This is a genomic window from Mycolicibacterium chubuense (assembly GCF_001044255.1).
Lineage (GTDB): Bacteria > Actinomycetota > Actinomycetes > Mycobacteriales > Mycobacteriaceae > Mycobacterium > Mycobacterium chubuense.
In genome coordinates this window covers 49,271-64,859 of the sequence record NZ_JYNX01000008.1, presented here as the reverse complement: position 1 = coordinate 64,859, position 15,589 = coordinate 49,271, and the positions used below count along the sequence as shown (strand labels likewise).

Below are 15,589 nucleotides of genomic sequence, written 5' to 3'. Positions count from 1 at the left end.
AGCGCACCGGCGGTGCCGCTGATGATCGCTCAGATCACCCACCTTCTCGAGGCTCCCCACGTCGACGGCGACTGCATCGATGCGACCCAGCTCGTCCTCGGCGTCGGCGAGCATGCCGGCCATCGCGTCCAGCGCACGGGCGACCAGTTGGGCGCCGCGGCGCCCCTTCTCGTCGGAGAGTTCGTCCAACGCCGGGGACGACGCCCCGGCCTCCAGCTCCTCGGCGCTGCGGCGTTCACCGGTGGCGCCCGTGTCCGCGGCGGCACCCTTGCGGTAGGCGGGCGTGTCCGCCGGCGCCGTCCAGTAGCGCTCCAGCTCCTCGTCGAGCCACATCACCGTCAGCGAGCAGCCCGCCATGTCCAGGCTCGTGACGAGCTCACCCACCTCGGGTTCGATGATCTCGTAGCCCCGCTCGCGCAGCAGCCGCGCCACGGTGCCCCAGACCACGAACAATTCCTCGTACTTGGTGCGGCCCAGTCCGTTCAGGATGACCGCGAGACGGGCGGACTCCGCGTCGGGACGATCGGCGAGCACGCCGTCGACGAGTGTGTGCGCGAGCGCCTCGGCGGTGGGCATGGGCTCGTCGGCGACGCCGGGCTCCCCGTGGATGCCCAACCCCACGCCCATCTGGCCCTCCGGCACGGTGAACAGCGGATGGTCGGCGCCGGGCATCGTGCACCCGTCGAACGCCACCCCCAGCGTGCGGGTCGCCGCGTTGGATGCTTCGGCGACCCGGACCACCCCGGCGAGATCGAGACCCTCTTCGGCGGCGGCGCTGGCGCACTTGAACACCGTGAAATCGCCTGCGATGCCGCGTCTTTTGTCTTCTTCCCCGCGCGGTGCGCTCGCGATGTCGTCGGTGACGGCGAAGTAGTGGGCGTCGATCCCCTCGCCGCGCAGCTGCGTCACCGCCAAACCGAAGTTCATCACGTCGCCGGCGTAGTTGCCGGTGGTGAGCAGCACACCGGCGTCCCCGTGCGCGGCACGGGCCACCGATGCCGCCTCCTCGGCCGACGGCGAGGTGAAGATGTTGCCGACGACGGCGCCGTCGGCGAACCCGGGTCCGACAGTCCCGCAGAACGCCGGATAGTGACCCGAGCCGCCGCCGATGACGACGGCCACCTTGCCCGGCCGGGTGCGGTGGGCGCGGACGACGCCGCCGGGTACCCCGGCCACATACCGCGCATTCGCGTCGAGGAAGCCGGTGAGCATGTCCTCGGTGAAACGGGCCGGATCGTTGTACAGCTTGGTCATCGCAGGCGCTCCCCGGAGTCTTTGTCGAACAGGTATACCCGCTCTGCCGCGGCGGTCACCGTCACCTGCTGCTCTGACTCGTAGGTCTGCTCGGCCGGCGTCTGGACCACGATGCCCTCCTCGATCCCGGACACCGTACTCGTCGCCAGCCCGAACTCGAGGAGATGCTCGAAGTAGGCGACGGTCGCCTCGATCCCGTCACCGCCGCGGGCGTTCAGCGCGCAGTCCTGCGGCCGGATCCCGACCGTGACGTGCGTGCCGTCGGCCACACCCGTCACCGCGGTCTCGACAGAGCCTGCACCGGAGCCGATTTCGACCCGGGCCCGGCCGCCGTCGACTCGGACCACCCCGGGCAGGACATTGATCTGCGGTTCGCCGACGAACTCGGCGACGAACAGGTTGGCCGGGTCGTCGAACACCTCGTCGGGTGTGCCGAACTGCTGCACCACGCCGCCGTCCATGACGGCGAGCCGGTCGGCCAGCGACAGCGCCTCCACCTGATCGTGGGTGACGACGATGGTCGTGTAGCCGAATTCGCGCTGCAGCACCTTCAATTCGCGGCGCACCCGGTTGCGCGCCGAGGCGTCGAGGTGGCTCAGCGGCTCGTCGAGCAGCAGCACCGGTGGATTGCGCACCAGCGCGCGGGCCAGCGCGACGCGCTGCTTCTGGCCGCTGGACAACCCGGCGGGCCGCAGGTCGAGCAGGTCGTTCATCTCCAACCGGTCGCTGATCGAGGCGACCATCTGCTCGGCGCCCTTGACCTTGCGCGCCTTCAGGCCGTAGAGCAGGTTGTCGCGCACCGACAGCGGCGGGTACAACGCGTAGCTCTCGAACCCGACCCCGATTCCCCGCTTGGCCGCGGGCAACTGAGAGATCTCCCGGTCGCCGATTTTGATGGAGCCGCTGGTGACCGTCTCCAGCCCGGCGATCATCCGCAGCGTGGTCGTCTTGCCGCAGCCCGACGGGCCGAGCAGGGCCACCAGCTCCCCCGGTTCGATGTCGAGGTCGATGCCCTTGACCGCGGTCACCGCAGCCCGGCCGCGGGCCGCGTACGTCTTGACCAGATCGCGCAGCGTCAGGCTCTGCGCGGTCTGCTGTGCCGTCTTCTCGGTCGCGACGCTCACTGCACTGCCTCCAGGGTCTGGTCACTGAGCCGGCTGGTGTCACCCTCGCCCGGCGTGAACACGTGGACGTCGGATTCGGCGATGCGCATCGTGACCGTGTCGCCCTCACCGACGCCGTGCCGGCCGGAGGTCAGCGCGATCAGTTGCGCGCCGCCGACGTCCACGGTGAGCTCGATGTTGCGGCCGAGCCGCTCGGCGAGAAGCACCCTGCCCCGTAGCGACCCCTCGCGGGACGTGACGTGAATATCGGAGGGCCGCAACCCGACCCGCACACGGTCGCCGCGCCGGCACGGCGCGTCCGCCGGAACCGGGACGTCGAGCGAGCCGTCGCCGAGGCGGATGCGGCCGTCGTCGACCACGCCGTCGAGCAGGTTGATCTCCGGCTGTCCGAGAGCTCGCGCGACGAACGTGTCGGCGGGCCGGCGCCAGATCTCCTCGGGCGTGCCGATCTGCATCAGCCGCCCTTCCCGCATCACCGCGATGCGGTCGCCGAGCGCCAGGGCTTCCTGGTAGTCGTGCGTGACGTAGATCGTCGTCGTGTTCGACATCGCGCCGAGTTGCTTGAGCTCGGCGCGCATCGCCGCGCGCAGCTTGGCGTCGAGGTGGCTCAGCGGCTCGTCGAGCAGGTAGACATCCGCGGGGCGGACCAGGACGCGACCCAGCGCCACCCGCTGGCGCTGTCCGTTAGAGAGCTCCTTGGGCAGCCGGTTCTTGAGTTGGTCGATTCCCAGCGTCGTGGTGACCTGATCGATCCGCTTGGCCTGCTCGGCATCCGAGTACTTGCCCGTCCGGCCGGATTTCAGCGGCGAAGCCAGGTTCTCGGCCACCGTCTTCTGCGGATACAGCGCGTAGCTCTCGAAGGCCATCGCGACGTTGCGGTGATACGGCTCGACCGCGGTCATGTCGACCCCGCCGATCGACACCGCACCGGAGTCGACGTCGACCAGACCGGCGATCGACTTCAGCGTCGTGGTCTTGCCGGCCCCGCTGGGGCCGAGGATGACGAAGAACTCGCCGTCGGCGATGTCGAGCGAGACATCGTCGACCGCCGTGACGTTCTTGCCGTAGGTCTTGCGGATGTTGGTGACCGTTACCGTGGCCATCAGGCTTTCACCGCCCCGAATGACAGGCCCCGCACCAGGTATCGCTGGATGGTCAGTGCGAGGACGAGTGGTGGCAGCGCGGCGATGAGTGCCGCGGCGGCCGTGAGGTTGTAGTACGCCTGCCCGCCACCGCCGAGGAACTTCGTGATGGCGACGGTCACCGTGCCGGCATTGCTGTCGGCCAGGATGAGCGGGAAGACGTAGTTGTTCCAGGCGAAGATGAACGCCAGCAGCGCCGCCGCGGCGATGCCGGGACGCACGATCGGCAGCGCCACCATCAGGAAGGCTCGCCGGCGCGTGTAGCCGTCCAGCAGCGCCGCCTGTTCGAGATCCTCGGGCAGATCCTGGAAGTACGACCGGAGGATCCACACCACCAGCGGCATGGTCACCAACTGCAGCACCCAGATCATCCCGACCTTGGTGTCGAACAGGCCGATCTGGTTGTAGATCACGAACAGCGGCACGATGACCATCAGCTCCGGCGCGAACCGGAACGACAGCATCTGGAACATCAGGTCGTTGCTGCCCCGGTACTGCCAGCGACCGGCGGCGTACGCGGCGGGAATGCCGATCACCAGCGACACGATCACCGCCCCGCCGCAGTTGAGCAGGCTGGTCACCAGCGAGGCCTTGAAGTCGACGCTGGTCATCTGGGTGCCCTTCTCGGACACCACCGTGGCGAAGTTCGACCACGTCGGGCTGAACGAGAAGTACGTGGTGGTCTGCTGTTCGGCGTTCTTGAGCGCCAGCATCAGCATCCAGAAGATCGGGAACAGCGAGAACACGAACCACAGGACCAGGCCGACGTCGGCGGCGACGGCGCCGATGGACCAGCGTCGCTGGCCGGGTTGCAGTTCTGCGCGGGACGGGGTGAGCGCCTTGAGATTGGGCATGGTTACGACTCCGCTCCGGCAGCGCGACGCTGCGCTTTTCCGAGCACGCTCACCAGGTAGCGCGCCGTGATGAACACGATGATCCACAGCAGCAGCATGTAGGTGCTGCCGCGGGAGTAGTCGAGGTTGATGATCGAGTCCTCGAAGGCGCCGATCTGCAGGGTGCGGGTGGCGACGCCCGGTCCGCCGGCGGTGAGCACGAAGATGTGGTCGAACACCTTGAGGTTGTCCATGAACCGGAAGATGACGGCGACCAGGATGTAGGGCCACAGCATCGGCAGCATCAGCTTGCGGAACATGTAGAACCAGCTCGCGCCGTCGACGTCGGACGCCTCGAACGGCTCCTTGGGCAGCGACCGGATACCGGCCAGCACCAGGATCGCGACGAACGGGGTGAAGATCCAGATGTCGACCAGGATCACTGAGAACAGCGCATTGCCCGCCGACAGCCAGTCGAACGTGTTACCCAGGCCCAGAACATGATTGAGGATGCCGAACTGCGGGTTGAACATCAGCTTCCAGATCACGCCGGCGATCACCGGCGCGATCATCAGCGGCAGGATGAGCACCTTCTCGAAGATCTTCCCGATGATGCTCGACCGGTTGAGCAGCAGCGCGAGCCCGACGCCGAGCACCGTCTCGATCGCCGTGGCGGCGACCGCGAAGATCACGGTGACCTGCACGCTCTTCCAGAACACCTTGTCGCCCAGTACCGAGGCGAAGTTCTGGAACCATACGAAGTGCGGATCCGGGTTCACCGCCGCGTAGTTGAGGAACGCGTAGTACGCCCCGACGACGAACGGATACAGGATCCCGATGACGATCACCAGAGCCGGGATCGACAGCAGATAGGGCCGCAGCTTGCGCCGCCACGCGGGCACCTCGGGGAGTTTGCGTCCGCCGGCCGAGGCATCGGGGCGCTGCGACGAGGCGGGCGCCTTGGATGTCTGAGTGGTCATCGATGCCAGAGCTCCTAGAGATTGACCTTGGACGTGTTGGTCTTGGCGAGGCTGCGCAGCCGCGAGGCGGCGTCCTCACCGCCGTAGATGTCCTGCAGCGCGACCGCCCAGTTCTGCGTGGTGTCGAAGAACTTCTTCTGCGGGGTGAACTGGATCCGCGACTGACCGATGACGGTCTCGAACGCCTCCAGGTAGCCGAACTGGTCGGCTGCGACGCGCTTGAACGTGGTGTCGAACACCGACTTTCGCACCGGGTCGGCGTACTTCCCGCCCTCGACGGCCTTGTTCATCGAGTCCTTGCCGGTCGCCCACTGGATGAACAACCACGCGGGCAGCTTGTTGCGGGAGTTGGCGCTCATCGCCCAGCTCCACGTCCACAGGTTGGTCTTGTAGTTGCCGTCCGGCCCGGCGGGCCCGGCGTACCAGGCGATGTTGCCGGCCTCCTTGCTCGCCCCCGGCTTGTTCTTCGGGTAGGTGGCGCTGTCGGCGTCGAACACCATCATCGCCTTGCCGTCGCCGAGATCGCCGGTGGCATTGGGGTAGTCGTAGGTGGTCCACGATGTCGGGCCGGCCTCGTGCTGCATCTCGATCCACTTCTTCGTGAAGTCGATCGCGGCGTCGCTGTCCATCTCGGCGATCAGCTCCGACCCGTTCCACTTGTAGTCCACCGCGCCCTGGCGGGTGTACTGGGTCATGAAGCCGGGATGGATGGTGGCCCAGGACTTCGAGCCGCGGGTGGAGATGCCGTAGCGGTTCTGCGAGCGGTCGGTGAGGTCGACGGCGAGCTGGATGAAGTCGTCGAGGTTGTCGGGCAGCTTGGTGATGCCCTTCTCGTCGAACACCCGCTTGTTGTAGGCCACGACGTTGTTCTCGAACCCCCACGGGATGGCCCACTGTCCGCCGGTGCCGAGCGGATTGCCCAGCGTGAAGTCCCAGCGGGTGGAGGTGCGCAGTCCGTCGAAGATGTCCTCGAAGTCGTACTCGGCGTTGGTCGCCGAGCTGTTCTGCAACCACGGCCCGAGGTCCTCGATCCAGCCGGGCGGCCCGTACTGCCAGATGAAGTAGGCACCCAGCATGAACGCGTCGTGCTTGCCCGATCCGCCGGCCAGCTCGGTGTTGAGTTTGGTGAAGTAGTCGGCCTCGGGAACCAGGTCGACGTTGACGTTGATGCCCGTCAGGTCCGTGAACTCTTTGAGCAGTGGCTGATAGGACTGCTGGTAGGGGTGCGGGGTCTGCAGGATGTTGATCGTCGAGCCCGCAGCCTTGCGCCAGTCGAACCCGCCGGTGACGGCGTCGGCGCCGTTGGGGGCGCTGGCCTTGCCGCCGACGCCGCACGAACTCAGCACCGGCACGCTGGCCGCGGCGGCACCGGCCACGCCCAGCGCGGTCAGCATCTGCCTGCGCGAGAACTGCGGCCCGCCGGTACCAGGGGAGAAAAGACTCATGGGGTGTCCTTCGTTCAGGCGGGGATCAGGGAGACCTTGACCGATTCCTTGCCGCTGGCCACCAGATCGAGCCCCTGCTGGAACTCGGTCAGCGGCAGCTGGTGCGTGCAGATCCGATCCATCGGCAGCACGCCGGACTCGATCATCCTGATCGCCGCCGGCCAGCAGTACGGGCCCAGATGGGCGCCGAGGACGTCGAGTTCCTTGTCGTCGCTGATGATGCTCCAGTCGACGGTCACGTCACTGCCGAACACGCCGTACTCGACGTACCGGCCCAGCTTGCGTAGCAGGTTGAGCCCCTGCGGAACCGCGGACGGGTGCCCGGTTCCTTCCAGGTACACGTCGGCGCCGTAGCCGCCGGTCAGATCCTTGACGATCGCGACGGCGTCCTGCTCGGCGATGTTGATCGTGATGTCGGCGCCGCAGAGTTTGGCCAGTTCGAGCTTCTCGGGCGCCATGTCGAGGGCGATCACGTGCATCGGGTTCTTGGCGCGGGCACCGGCCACCATGCCGAGACCGATGGGTCCGCACCCAGCCACGACCACGACGTCTTCGAACATGATCTGCGCGCGCTCCACGGCGTGCAGCGAGCACGACAGCGGCTCGGCGAACGCGGCGTGCTGGGGGGCCACCTCGGCAGACACCTTGTGCACCAGTGCCTCCGCCGGATACACCATGTAGCTGGCCATCGCGCCGGGCGTGCGCCGCTTGAAGCCGTAGAGGTCGTGCGGCTGGCACATGTGGTACTGGCCGCGCTTGCAGAAGCGGCATTCCCAGCACGGCACGATCTGCTCGGACACCACCCGGTCCCCGACCGCTATCCCCCAGCGCTGGGCCGCCGCATCGTCGAGATCGACTACACGGCCGGCGAATTCGTGACCGGGGATCACCATGGTCTCGGCCCACGCCGGGCGGTTCTCGTCACCCCAGAACTTGGCGGCGCCGTGGTAGCACTTGAGGTCGCTGGCGCAGATGCCGACCGCCTCCACTTTGATCAGCGCCTCGCCGGGACCGCGTTGCGGAACCGCGACCTCCTCGAGTCGGTAGTCGTGGGGCCCGTGGCAGACGACTGCCTGCATTTTCTCGGGGATCTGAGCGGCCATCGCGTGTTCCTCCCTCTGTGTTCGCAGTCACACTATCGAAGCCGGTGCACATCTGTCCAGAACGGATGTTCAGTGAACTTCTTTCCAGAGCAGGCGTTCGGTGTCATACTTTGCCCATGCCCAGGCCGGCCGCGCCCACTCCCTCCGCCGCGAAGCCGGACGGTGCCGCACCCGAGGCCGAGAGCAGCCATTTCTCGCCCACGCTGCTCTACACCGCCGCACGGCTGTACTACGAAGAGGACGCGACGCAGGCCGAGATCGCCGAACAACTCGGCACCAGCCGGGCAACGGTGAGCAGGCTGCTGGCGGAGGCCAAACGGCAGGGGATCGTGCGCATCGAGGTGGTGCCCCCGGCCGACGCCGGGCCCACCGAACTGGCCGACCGCCTGGCCCGGGCCCTGAACCTCAACACCGTCTACCTGTCTCCCCCACTGCCCAACCCCGGCCCCGGGCGCAGCGTCGTCGACATCATGGGTCGGGTGCTCGCGCCCGCGGCCGCCCGCGCGCTCAGTGAAGCGGGTCTGCTGCCGGGCGACGTGCTGCTGGTGTCATCGGGCCGCACCGTCTACGAACTCGCCCAGCACGAACTCACCCCACTGCCCGGAGTGGTGGTGACCCCCACCGTGGGCGGCAACGACCAGCCCTACGAGTGGTATCAGACCAACGAGATCACCCGCCTGGTCGCCAACCGCGTCGGCGGTCGTGCCAATTACCTCTTCGCACCGGCGCTTCCGGGCCCCGCGCTGTATCAGTCGCTGCTCGAGGATCCGAGCATCCAGCGCGTGGTGCATCAGTGGCCGCACGCGCGGTGCGCGTTGATGGGGGTCGGCGCCCCGCCGCTGACCCGCTCCGACATCCCCCAGTTCGTGCCGACCGGTTCGACGTCGCTGCGCGCCGCGGTCGGCGACGTGTGCTCGCGCTTCTACGACCGCGACGGCAACCCGGTGCAGTTCGACGGCGCAGAACGATTGATCGCACTGGAATTGGACAACCTCCGCCACATCCCGGTCACCATCGCCGTCGCGGTCGGCCGGGACAAGATCGACTCCATCACCGCCGGCGCCCGCGGCGGCTACTTCAACCGGCTGGTCACCGACCCCGGCACTGCCGAAGCACTGCTGGCGGCCAGCAACAGCGATGCGACACAGGAGGTTTCGTGACCACAGTGGCCGAGCAGAGGTATGCCGGGGTACTGCGACTCGACGGTAAGCGGGCGCTGATCACCGGCGCCGGCAAGGGTATCGGCGCCGACATCGCCCGCGCGTTCGCCGCCGCGGGCGCCGACCTCGTGCTCAGCGGGCGCGACGACGCCGAGCTGACCCGCTCGGGGCGCGCCCTGAGCGACGAGTTCGGTGTCGACGTCCGCTCGGCCGCCGTCGATCTCGCCGACCACGACGGACCGGCCGCGCTGACCCGGATGGCGTCCGAGGCGTTCGGCGGACTCGACATCCTGGTCAACAACGCCGGCATCTCCCTGCCCGAGTCGGTGGTCGGCACGACCGCGGAGAACTTCGACGCCACCATCGCCGTGAACCTGCGCGCTCCCGCACTGCTCGCCGCGCAGATCGGAGCGCTCATGGTCGAGCAGGGCACCGGCGGGTCCATCGTCACGGTAGCCTCCGCGGCGGCGCTGGCCCCGCTGCCCGAGCACTACGCCTACTGCGCCTCGAAGGCGGGCCTGGTGATGGCGACCAAGGTGCTGGCGCGCGAACTCGGGCCGCACGGCATCCGGGCCAACTCCGTCTGCCCCACGGTGGTGCTCACCGAGATGGGACAGCGGGTGTGGGGCGAGGAGGCCAAGGCGGCCCCGATGCTGGCCCGGATCCCGCTGGGCCGCTTCGCCGTTCCGCACGAAGTGTCCGACGCGGTGGTGTGGTTGTGTTCCGACGCGGCGAGCATGGTCAACGGCGCCGACATCGCGATCGACGGCGGCTACACGATGGGCTGACCCCTGCTCAGTCGGGGTCGGCGGCGGCCAGCCGGTGCACCTGGTCTCGCGTGGCGGGGTACATCTGCGCCCACGTGGTGAACAGATCGTCGTAGAGCGCCCGGTTGCGCGGGTTCGGGGTGATCTCCCTGGCGATCGTGGCCCAGTCGGTGTCGGGCGGCACCAGCCCGACCCCGATGCCGGCCAACAGCGCGTCGCCGTAGCTGGCGCCGATCGCCTGCTCGGGCACCAGTTGCGAACGGCCCGTCACATCGCTGATCGCCTGGGCCCACACCGGGCTCTTCAGTCCCCCTCCGACCGCGACGGTGCGGGTGGCTTCGTGCGCGTCGTCGAATCTGTCCAGGATCTGCCGGATCCCGAACGCGATGCCCTCGTAGGCCGCGCGGAACAGGTGGCCCCTGCCGTGGCGCAACGTCAGCCCGGCGAGCACGCCGCGCGCCTTCGGGTCGAACACCGGGGTGCGTTCCCCGGCCAGGTACGGCAACATCAGCAGACCCTCGCTGCCCGCGGGCACTTCGAGCGCCTCGGCGGTCAGGTCGTCGAAAGACGGTCGCCCGGTGACCGATTGCAGCCAGTTGATCATCGTTCCGGCCGTCGAGGTCCCGGCGGCCAGCGCGAGCGTCTGAGGATCCACCCCCGCGGTGGTCCACAGCGCGGGATCGCTGTGGTACTCGTCGATCACCTGGACCAGGAACATCGTCGAGCCGTACATCAGCATCTGATCTCCGGGGCGACGAACCCCCACCGAGAAGGCCTCCGAATACGCGTCGACGGTCCCGGCGGCGACCGGCAGGCCCACCGGAAGGCCGGTCTCGCGGGCCGCCGCGGGTGTCACCCGGCCGACGATGTCGCTGGGCCACACCAGGTCGGGCAGCGGCAGCGGGCCGCAGATCCGCTCGGCCCACTCCCGGTTCCACGCGAACTCCCGGGTGGCGTACAACGGATCGCACTGGCTCGCGGTGTGGTGGTCCATCACGTACTCGCCGGTGAGCTTGGCGGCGATGAAGGAGTTGGAGCCGTACCACCCCGCCGCCGCGGCGAACGTCTCCGGCTCGTGGTTGCGCACCCATTCGATCTTGGGGCCGACGGCCTGACTCGACAGCAGGGTGCCGGCCCGGTCGAGAATCGCCTCCTCGCCCAATTCCTCTGTCAATGAGGCGATCTCGGCGTGCGCGCGGGTGTCGATGCCGTACAGGATGGCCGGCCGCAGCGGCCGCAGATCCGCGTCGCAGAGCACCAGGCACGGCCCCACGCCGCTGACGCACATACCGGCCAGCGTCGCGTTTGCGGGCAGCTTCGCGGTCAGTGCCGCGCTGATCGCGCAGACCTCACGCCACCACACCGCGTCGGCGTCGACCTCGGCCCACCCGGGCCGGGGCAGGTCCATCCCGTGGCTGATCGTCTCCGAGGCGACCACCGTGCCCGTCGAATCCACGAGAACGCCCTTGGTGCTCCCCGTTCCCATGTCGATACCGAGCAGCATGTCCACCACCCAACCCTACGACGGCGGGCAGAATCGCTGAGATGGACATCCGTCGGCTGCAGCTGCTGCTGGCCCTGTCCCGCCTGGGGTCGATGCGCGCGGTCGCCGAGGAACACCACCTCACCACGTCGACGGTGTCCGCGCAGATCGCCGCACTGGCCCGCGAGACCGGGGCGCAGCTGATCGAACCCGAAGGCCGGCGCGTGCGGCTCACCCCGGCCGGCCGACGGCTGGCCGACCACGCCGTCACGATCCTGGCCGCGGTGGAACGCGCCCGGGTCGACCTCGACGCCGACGCCGACCCTGCGGGAACCGTCCGGGTGGGCGGCTTCGCCACGGGCATCCGGGTGTCGCTGCTGCCGATCGTCGCCGATCTGCGCACCCGGTTCCCGAACGTCGACTTCGTGATCAGTGAGTACGAACCGATCGAGGCGTTCGGGCTGCTGACCGCCGACGACCTCGACCTCGCGCTGACCTACGACTACAACCTCGCCCCGGCCTCCCCCGGGGCGCTGCTCGACTCCGTGCCGCTGTGGTCGATCCGCTGGGGGCTGGGAGTCCCGTCGCCCGCCGCCCGGGGTACCTCGGGAATCGCGGACTTCGCCGACCAGACGTGGATCGTCAACTCCCGCAACACCGCCGACGAGGACGCGGTGCGGACGCTGGCCTCGCTGTCGGGATTCACCCCGCGCATCGCGCACCAGATCGACAGCCTCGACCTGGTGGAGGATCTGATCGTCGCCGGGTTCGGTGTGGGTCTGCTGCCGATCGCGCGGCCGACCGCGCCGGGGGTGACGGTGCTGCCGCTGACCGACCCCGACGTGGTGCTGACCGCCTACGCCGTCACCCGGATCGGCCGCGCCGACTGGCCGCCGCTGCGGGCCGTGCTGGAGCGCCTGCGGGCGGCCCCCGGCGAGCCACTGCCCCGGCCGCACTGGCCGCGACCCGACGCCGGGTGCCCGCCGCCGGCCTGACCACGCTCACCGCAGGGTGAGCTCCTGTGCGGTCCGGTATCGGTCGAGCACCTCCGGAGTCGGCGCACCCTCGTACACCGTGGTGCTGGCGAGCGACCAGTCCGGCGGACCGTCGCCCCCCGACAGGACCCACGCCGCCTGCCGGGCGGCGCCGAGTGCGACGTACTCGGCGGGGGCCGGAACGTGCACGGGCGCTCCGAGGACGGCCGGGGCCACCTGACGGACGGCCTCCGAGCGGGCGCCGCCGCCCACGAGGATGATCCGGTCCACCTCGACCCCGTGCGCGCGGATCTTGTCGATGCAGTAGGCCATCGATGCCAGCAGACCCTCCACCGCGGCCCGGGCAATGTTGGCGGAGTTGAGGTTTCGCGTCGTGACGCCGTGCAGGGCGCCGGCGGCGTCGGGCAGATTGGGTGACCGCTCACCGTCGAAGTACGGGACGAGGACCAACCCCTCCGCGCCGGCCGACGCCTTCAGGGCGAGGCGGTCGAACTCCTCGAAGTCGACGCCGATCATCGTCGCGACGGCCGCGAGCACCGGCGCCCCGTTGAGCGTGCACACCAGCGGGAGCTGACGCCCGGTCGCGTCGGCGAAGCCGGCGACGATGCCGTCGGGGTCCCGCGGTGCCGCGGCTCCGACGGCGCTGACCACCCCGGAGGTGCCCAGCGACACGACGCAGTCACCGGGACCGGCGCCCAGGCCCAGTGCGGCCGCCGCGTTGTCCCCGGCGCCGGCTCCCAGCAGGGCACCGTGCGCGGTCTGCGCCTGCGATCCGGCCGGCGCGACGACCGTCGGGAGCACCGGGCGCCGACCGCGCAGAGCCAACTCGAGCAACTCGGGGTCGTAGCTGTCCGACGCGGCGGAGTAGTACCCGGTGCCGCTGGCGTCGCTGCGATCGGTGGTCAGCTCGGTGATGTCGGTGGAGCCGGACAGTCGCCACGTCAGCCAGTCGTGGGGCAGGCAGACGGCCGCGGTGGCGTCGGCGTGCTCCGGCTCGTGATCGGCGAGCCACCGCAGTTTCGTCGCGGTGATCGCGGCGACGGGAACCACTCCCGTCCGGTCGGCCCACGCGGCCGGCCCGCCGAGCTCGTCGATCAGGTCCTCGGCCGCCCGGGCGGACCGGGTGTCGTTCCACAGCAATGCATCGCGGACCACCTGGCCCGACGAGTCCAGGCACACCATGCCGTGCTGCTGGGCGCCCACCGAGATCGCGGCCACGTCGGAGATGCCGCCGGCCTGCTCGATCGTCGCGGTCAACGCATCCCACCAGTGGGCCGGCGCGACCTCCGTGCCGCCCGGATGGGGACTGGACGCCGACCGCACCGGTTCCCCGGTGTCGGCATCGCAGATCACGATCTTGCACGACTGGGTGGAGGAGTCGACTCCCGCAACGAGTGGCACGCCTGCGAAGCTACCCTCGATGACCCTGACGAGATGGCGGACCGCACTGGCTTCGGTGTCGATCGCGGTGGCGCCGCTGATCGGGGCGACGCCGGCGGCAGCGGCGTGCGCCGCCGACAGCGACTGCGACCTGGTGCGGCGGGTCGCCGCCGCCGATGCCTACCTCGCCGACCGGCCCGGCACGGTCGGCTATGTGCTGCGCGACCGGCAGACCGGATTCGTCCACCGCAACGCCGAAGCGGCCGCGCCGGTGTGGACGGCGTCGACGATCAAGCTGGCCATGGTCGACGACCTGCTGGTGAAGAACCGCAGCGGTGCGATCACGCTCAGCGCATCCGACCGGCAGTTGATGACCGCGATGCTGCACTCCTCCGACGACGACGCCGCCGACACGCTGTGGGCCCGCTACGGCGGCGCCGACCACCGGACCTTCAACGCCGATTTCGCCGCGCTGGGACTGACCGGCTTCCGGCCCCAGCCCGGCTACAGCTCCGTGTATCCCTACTGGGGATTCCAGAAGGCCACGCCGGAGGACCTGGACCGGCTGATGACGTTCACGCTGACCGCTCTCGACGCGGCCGACACCGCGGCCGTCGTCGGCGAACTGCAACACGTCGCACCCGACCAGCAGTGGGGTGTGTGGGGCGCGGGACCGCAGCTGGCGCCGGGCAACAAGGACGGCTGGTCGCGGGAGGACAGCGGCTGGGTCACCAACAGCGTGGGATTCGCCGGCGCCCAGCAGCGCTACACGCTGGCGGTGATGAACGACCTCGGTTCCGCGGGCGGGTACGACGACGGGGTGGCGACCACGACGCACCTGGCGGAGCTGCTCCTCACGGGCCGATGACCGCCGCGTGACGGTGGCGTCGGTATCTGGTTTGGCCGCTCTGGAGCGTGGGAACATACCCGGCATGTTGATCCGTCGTGTCGCGCGCCCCATGCTGTCCGCCGTGTTCATCTCCCGCGGGATCGAGGCTCTGCGTAGCCCGAAGCCCGCGGCGGATGCCACCCGGAACACCCTCGAGGGCCTCAGCAAGTTGCCCGACCCGGTCGGCCCCAACGTGCCGTCGAACGCCGAGACGGTGGCCCGTGTCAACGCGGCGGTGCAGATCGGCGGCGGCCTGCTGCTCGCGACCGGCAAGCTCCCCCGGGTGGCCTCGGCCGCCCTGGCCCTGACGGTGGTGCCGGGCTCGCTGGGCGGGCACAACTTCTGGAACGAGGCCGACCCGCAGCGCAAGGCCGACGAGCGGCGCGCGTTCGTGACCGACATCAGCCTGATCGGTGGCCTGATCATCGCCGCCGTGGACACCGAGGGGAAGCCGTCGCTGGGCTGGCGTGGCCGGCGCGCGGCGCGCAAGGTCTCCGAAGCCGTCACCGCGGCCCTTCCGGTCGGCGCCGCCGCGGGCGGTTCGCTGGCCGACAGTGAACTCGCCGAGAAGGTCGGCCACGGCCTGCAGGTCGGCGCCGAGCGCGGCCGCGAACTGGCCCACATCGCGAGGGAACGCGGCGGCGAGTTCGCTGAGGTGGCGAGCGAGCGCGGCGGGAAGCTTGCCGAGATCGCCCGCGAGCGCGGCGGCGAACTCGCCGAGATCGCCCGCGAACGCGGCGGCGAGCTGGCGCACGTCGCGCGTCAGCGCGGCGAGGAGTTCGCCGACGTCGCGCGTGCCCGTGGCGAGGAATTCGCCGACGTGGCCCGCGACCGCGCACCCGAACTGGCCGACGCGGCCCGCGACCGCGCACTGCGCTCGGCCGAGCTGGCCCGCGCCCGGGCCGCCGATCTGGCCGACACTGCCGGCTCCGAGGTCAAGAAGCGCCGCAAGCGCTGGAGCTGAGCGCGGCCATTTCCTCTCATCCCGGGTGAAACTCTGCTCGCCCGGGTCCCCGCATGGGTACGGTGAGCTC

The 15,589-nt window shown here is 69.6% G+C and carries 14 protein-coding genes; 5 read left to right on the top strand and 9 right to left on the bottom strand.

The features are described from left to right. The 7 genes from MCHUDSM44219_RS01215 to eltD all read right to left on the bottom strand — a co-directional run. The coding region (locus MCHUDSM44219_RS01215; RefSeq protein WP_048416400.1) for a dihydroxyacetone kinase family protein at window positions 1-1,254 on the bottom strand (1,254 nt) is incomplete at its 3' end. After that, window positions 1,251-2,378 carry an ABC transporter ATP-binding protein gene (locus MCHUDSM44219_RS01210; protein ID WP_048416399.1) on the bottom strand — a complete coding sequence of 376 codons (1,128 nt, stop codon included), beginning with the start codon at window positions 2,376-2,378 and terminating at the stop codon, window positions 1,251-1,253. The genes MCHUDSM44219_RS01210 and MCHUDSM44219_RS01215, both read right to left, overlap by 4 nt. Next, window positions 2,375-3,481: an ABC transporter ATP-binding protein gene (locus MCHUDSM44219_RS01205; protein WP_048416398.1), complete on the bottom strand. Its 1,107-nt coding sequence runs from the start codon at window positions 3,479-3,481 to the stop codon at window positions 2,375-2,377. The genes MCHUDSM44219_RS01210 and MCHUDSM44219_RS01205 overlap by 4 nt, the downstream gene beginning before the upstream one ends. Further along, window positions 3,481-4,374, bottom strand: a complete 894-nt coding sequence (locus MCHUDSM44219_RS01200) for a carbohydrate ABC transporter permease (protein ID WP_048416397.1) — start codon at window positions 4,372-4,374, stop codon at window positions 3,481-3,483. The genes MCHUDSM44219_RS01205 and MCHUDSM44219_RS01200 overlap by 1 nt, the downstream gene beginning before the upstream one ends. Window positions 4,375-4,376: 2 nt before the next feature. Further along, on the bottom strand, window positions 4,377-5,333 hold the full coding sequence (locus MCHUDSM44219_RS01195; protein ID WP_048416396.1) for a carbohydrate ABC transporter permease: 957 nt from the start codon (window positions 5,331-5,333) through the stop codon (window positions 4,377-4,379). Between the two features lie 14 nt (window positions 5,334-5,347). Beyond that, window positions 5,348-6,727 (bottom strand): extracellular solute-binding protein, encoded by a 1,380-nt coding sequence (locus MCHUDSM44219_RS01190; RefSeq protein WP_048416395.1) that lies wholly within the window; start codon window positions 6,725-6,727, stop codon window positions 5,348-5,350. Window positions 6,728-6,792: 65 nt separating this feature from the next. After that, window positions 6,793-7,881, bottom strand: coding sequence for an erythritol/L-threitol dehyrogenase (eltD, locus tag MCHUDSM44219_RS01185; RefSeq protein WP_048416394.1), 1,089 nt, complete (start codon window positions 7,879-7,881; stop codon window positions 6,793-6,795). Window positions 7,882-7,997: 116 nt separating this feature from the next. On the opposite strand from eltD, the gene MCHUDSM44219_RS01180 reads away from it, so the two are divergent. Both MCHUDSM44219_RS01180 and MCHUDSM44219_RS01175 read left to right on the top strand, forming a co-directional pair. After that, on the top strand, window positions 7,998-9,041 hold the full coding sequence (locus tag MCHUDSM44219_RS01180; protein ID WP_048416393.1) for a sugar-binding transcriptional regulator: 1,044 nt from the start codon (window positions 7,998-8,000) through the stop codon (window positions 9,039-9,041). Beyond that, window positions 9,038-9,829, top strand: coding sequence for an SDR family NAD(P)-dependent oxidoreductase (locus tag MCHUDSM44219_RS01175; RefSeq protein ID WP_048416392.1), 792 nt, complete (start codon window positions 9,038-9,040; stop codon window positions 9,827-9,829). The genes MCHUDSM44219_RS01180 and MCHUDSM44219_RS01175 overlap by 4 nt, the downstream gene beginning before the upstream one ends. A gap of 7 nt (window positions 9,830-9,836) precedes the next feature. On the opposite strand, the gene MCHUDSM44219_RS01170 is transcribed toward MCHUDSM44219_RS01175, so the two are convergent. Further along, a complete protein-coding gene (locus tag MCHUDSM44219_RS01170) occupies window positions 9,837-11,318 on the bottom strand; it encodes an FGGY-family carbohydrate kinase (protein WP_048416406.1) in 1,482 nt (493 codons plus the stop codon). Between the two features lie 35 nt (window positions 11,319-11,353). Between MCHUDSM44219_RS01170 and MCHUDSM44219_RS01165 the strand changes: the two genes are divergently transcribed. Then, on the top strand, window positions 11,354-12,286 hold the full coding sequence (locus MCHUDSM44219_RS01165) for a LysR family transcriptional regulator (RefSeq protein ID WP_048416391.1): 933 nt from the start codon (window positions 11,354-11,356) through the stop codon (window positions 12,284-12,286). Window positions 12,287-12,292: 6 nt separating this feature from the next. On the opposite strand, the gene xylB is transcribed toward MCHUDSM44219_RS01165, so the two are convergent. Next, on the bottom strand, window positions 12,293-13,687 hold the full coding sequence (gene xylB, locus MCHUDSM44219_RS01160) for a xylulokinase (RefSeq protein WP_048416390.1): 1,395 nt from the start codon (window positions 13,685-13,687) through the stop codon (window positions 12,293-12,295). A 19-nt stretch (window positions 13,688-13,706) separates the two neighbouring features. Between xylB and MCHUDSM44219_RS01155 the strand changes: the two genes are divergently transcribed. Together MCHUDSM44219_RS01155 and MCHUDSM44219_RS01150 are read left to right on the top strand one after the other, a co-directional pair. Next, window positions 13,707-14,534 carry a serine hydrolase gene (locus MCHUDSM44219_RS01155; RefSeq protein ID WP_236695304.1) on the top strand — a complete coding sequence of 276 codons (828 nt, stop codon included), beginning with the start codon at window positions 13,707-13,709 and terminating at the stop codon, window positions 14,532-14,534. 64 nt (window positions 14,535-14,598) lie between these two features. Beyond that, window positions 14,599-15,519: a DoxX family protein gene (locus tag MCHUDSM44219_RS01150; RefSeq protein ID WP_048416389.1), complete on the top strand. Its 921-nt coding sequence runs from the start codon at window positions 14,599-14,601 to the stop codon at window positions 15,517-15,519. Window positions 15,520-15,589: the final 70 nt, after the last annotated feature.

Excerpts from the sequence above, each read along its gene's own strand:
- MCHUDSM44219_RS01205 (WP_048416398.1), bottom strand. The coding sequence starts at position 3,481 with ATGGCCACGGTAACGGTCACCAACATCCGCAAGACCTACGGCAAGAAC.
- MCHUDSM44219_RS01200 (WP_048416397.1), bottom strand. The coding sequence starts at position 4,374 with ATGCCCAATCTCAAGGCGCTCACCCCGTCCCGCGCAGAACTGCAACCC.
- MCHUDSM44219_RS01195 (WP_048416396.1), bottom strand. The coding sequence starts at position 5,333 with ATGACCACTCAGACATCCAAGGCGCCCGCCTCGTCGCAGCGCCCCGAT.
- MCHUDSM44219_RS01190 (WP_048416395.1), bottom strand. The coding sequence starts at position 6,727 with ATGCTGACCGCGCTGGGCGTGGCCGGTGCCGCCGCGGCCAGCGTGCCG.
- eltD (WP_048416394.1), bottom strand. The coding sequence starts at position 7,881 with ATGGCCGCTCAGATCCCCGAGAAAATGCAGGCAGTCGTCTGCCACGGG.
- MCHUDSM44219_RS01180 (WP_048416393.1), top strand. The coding sequence starts at position 7,998 with ATGCCCAGGCCGGCCGCGCCCACTCCCTCCGCCGCGAAGCCGGACGGT.
- MCHUDSM44219_RS01165 (WP_048416391.1), top strand. The coding sequence starts at position 11,354 with ATGGACATCCGTCGGCTGCAGCTGCTGCTGGCCCTGTCCCGCCTGGGG.
- MCHUDSM44219_RS01155 (WP_236695304.1), top strand. The coding sequence starts at position 13,707 with ATGACCCTGACGAGATGGCGGACCGCACTGGCTTCGGTGTCGATCGCG.
- MCHUDSM44219_RS01150 (WP_048416389.1), top strand. The coding sequence starts at position 14,599 with ATGTTGATCCGTCGTGTCGCGCGCCCCATGCTGTCCGCCGTGTTCATC.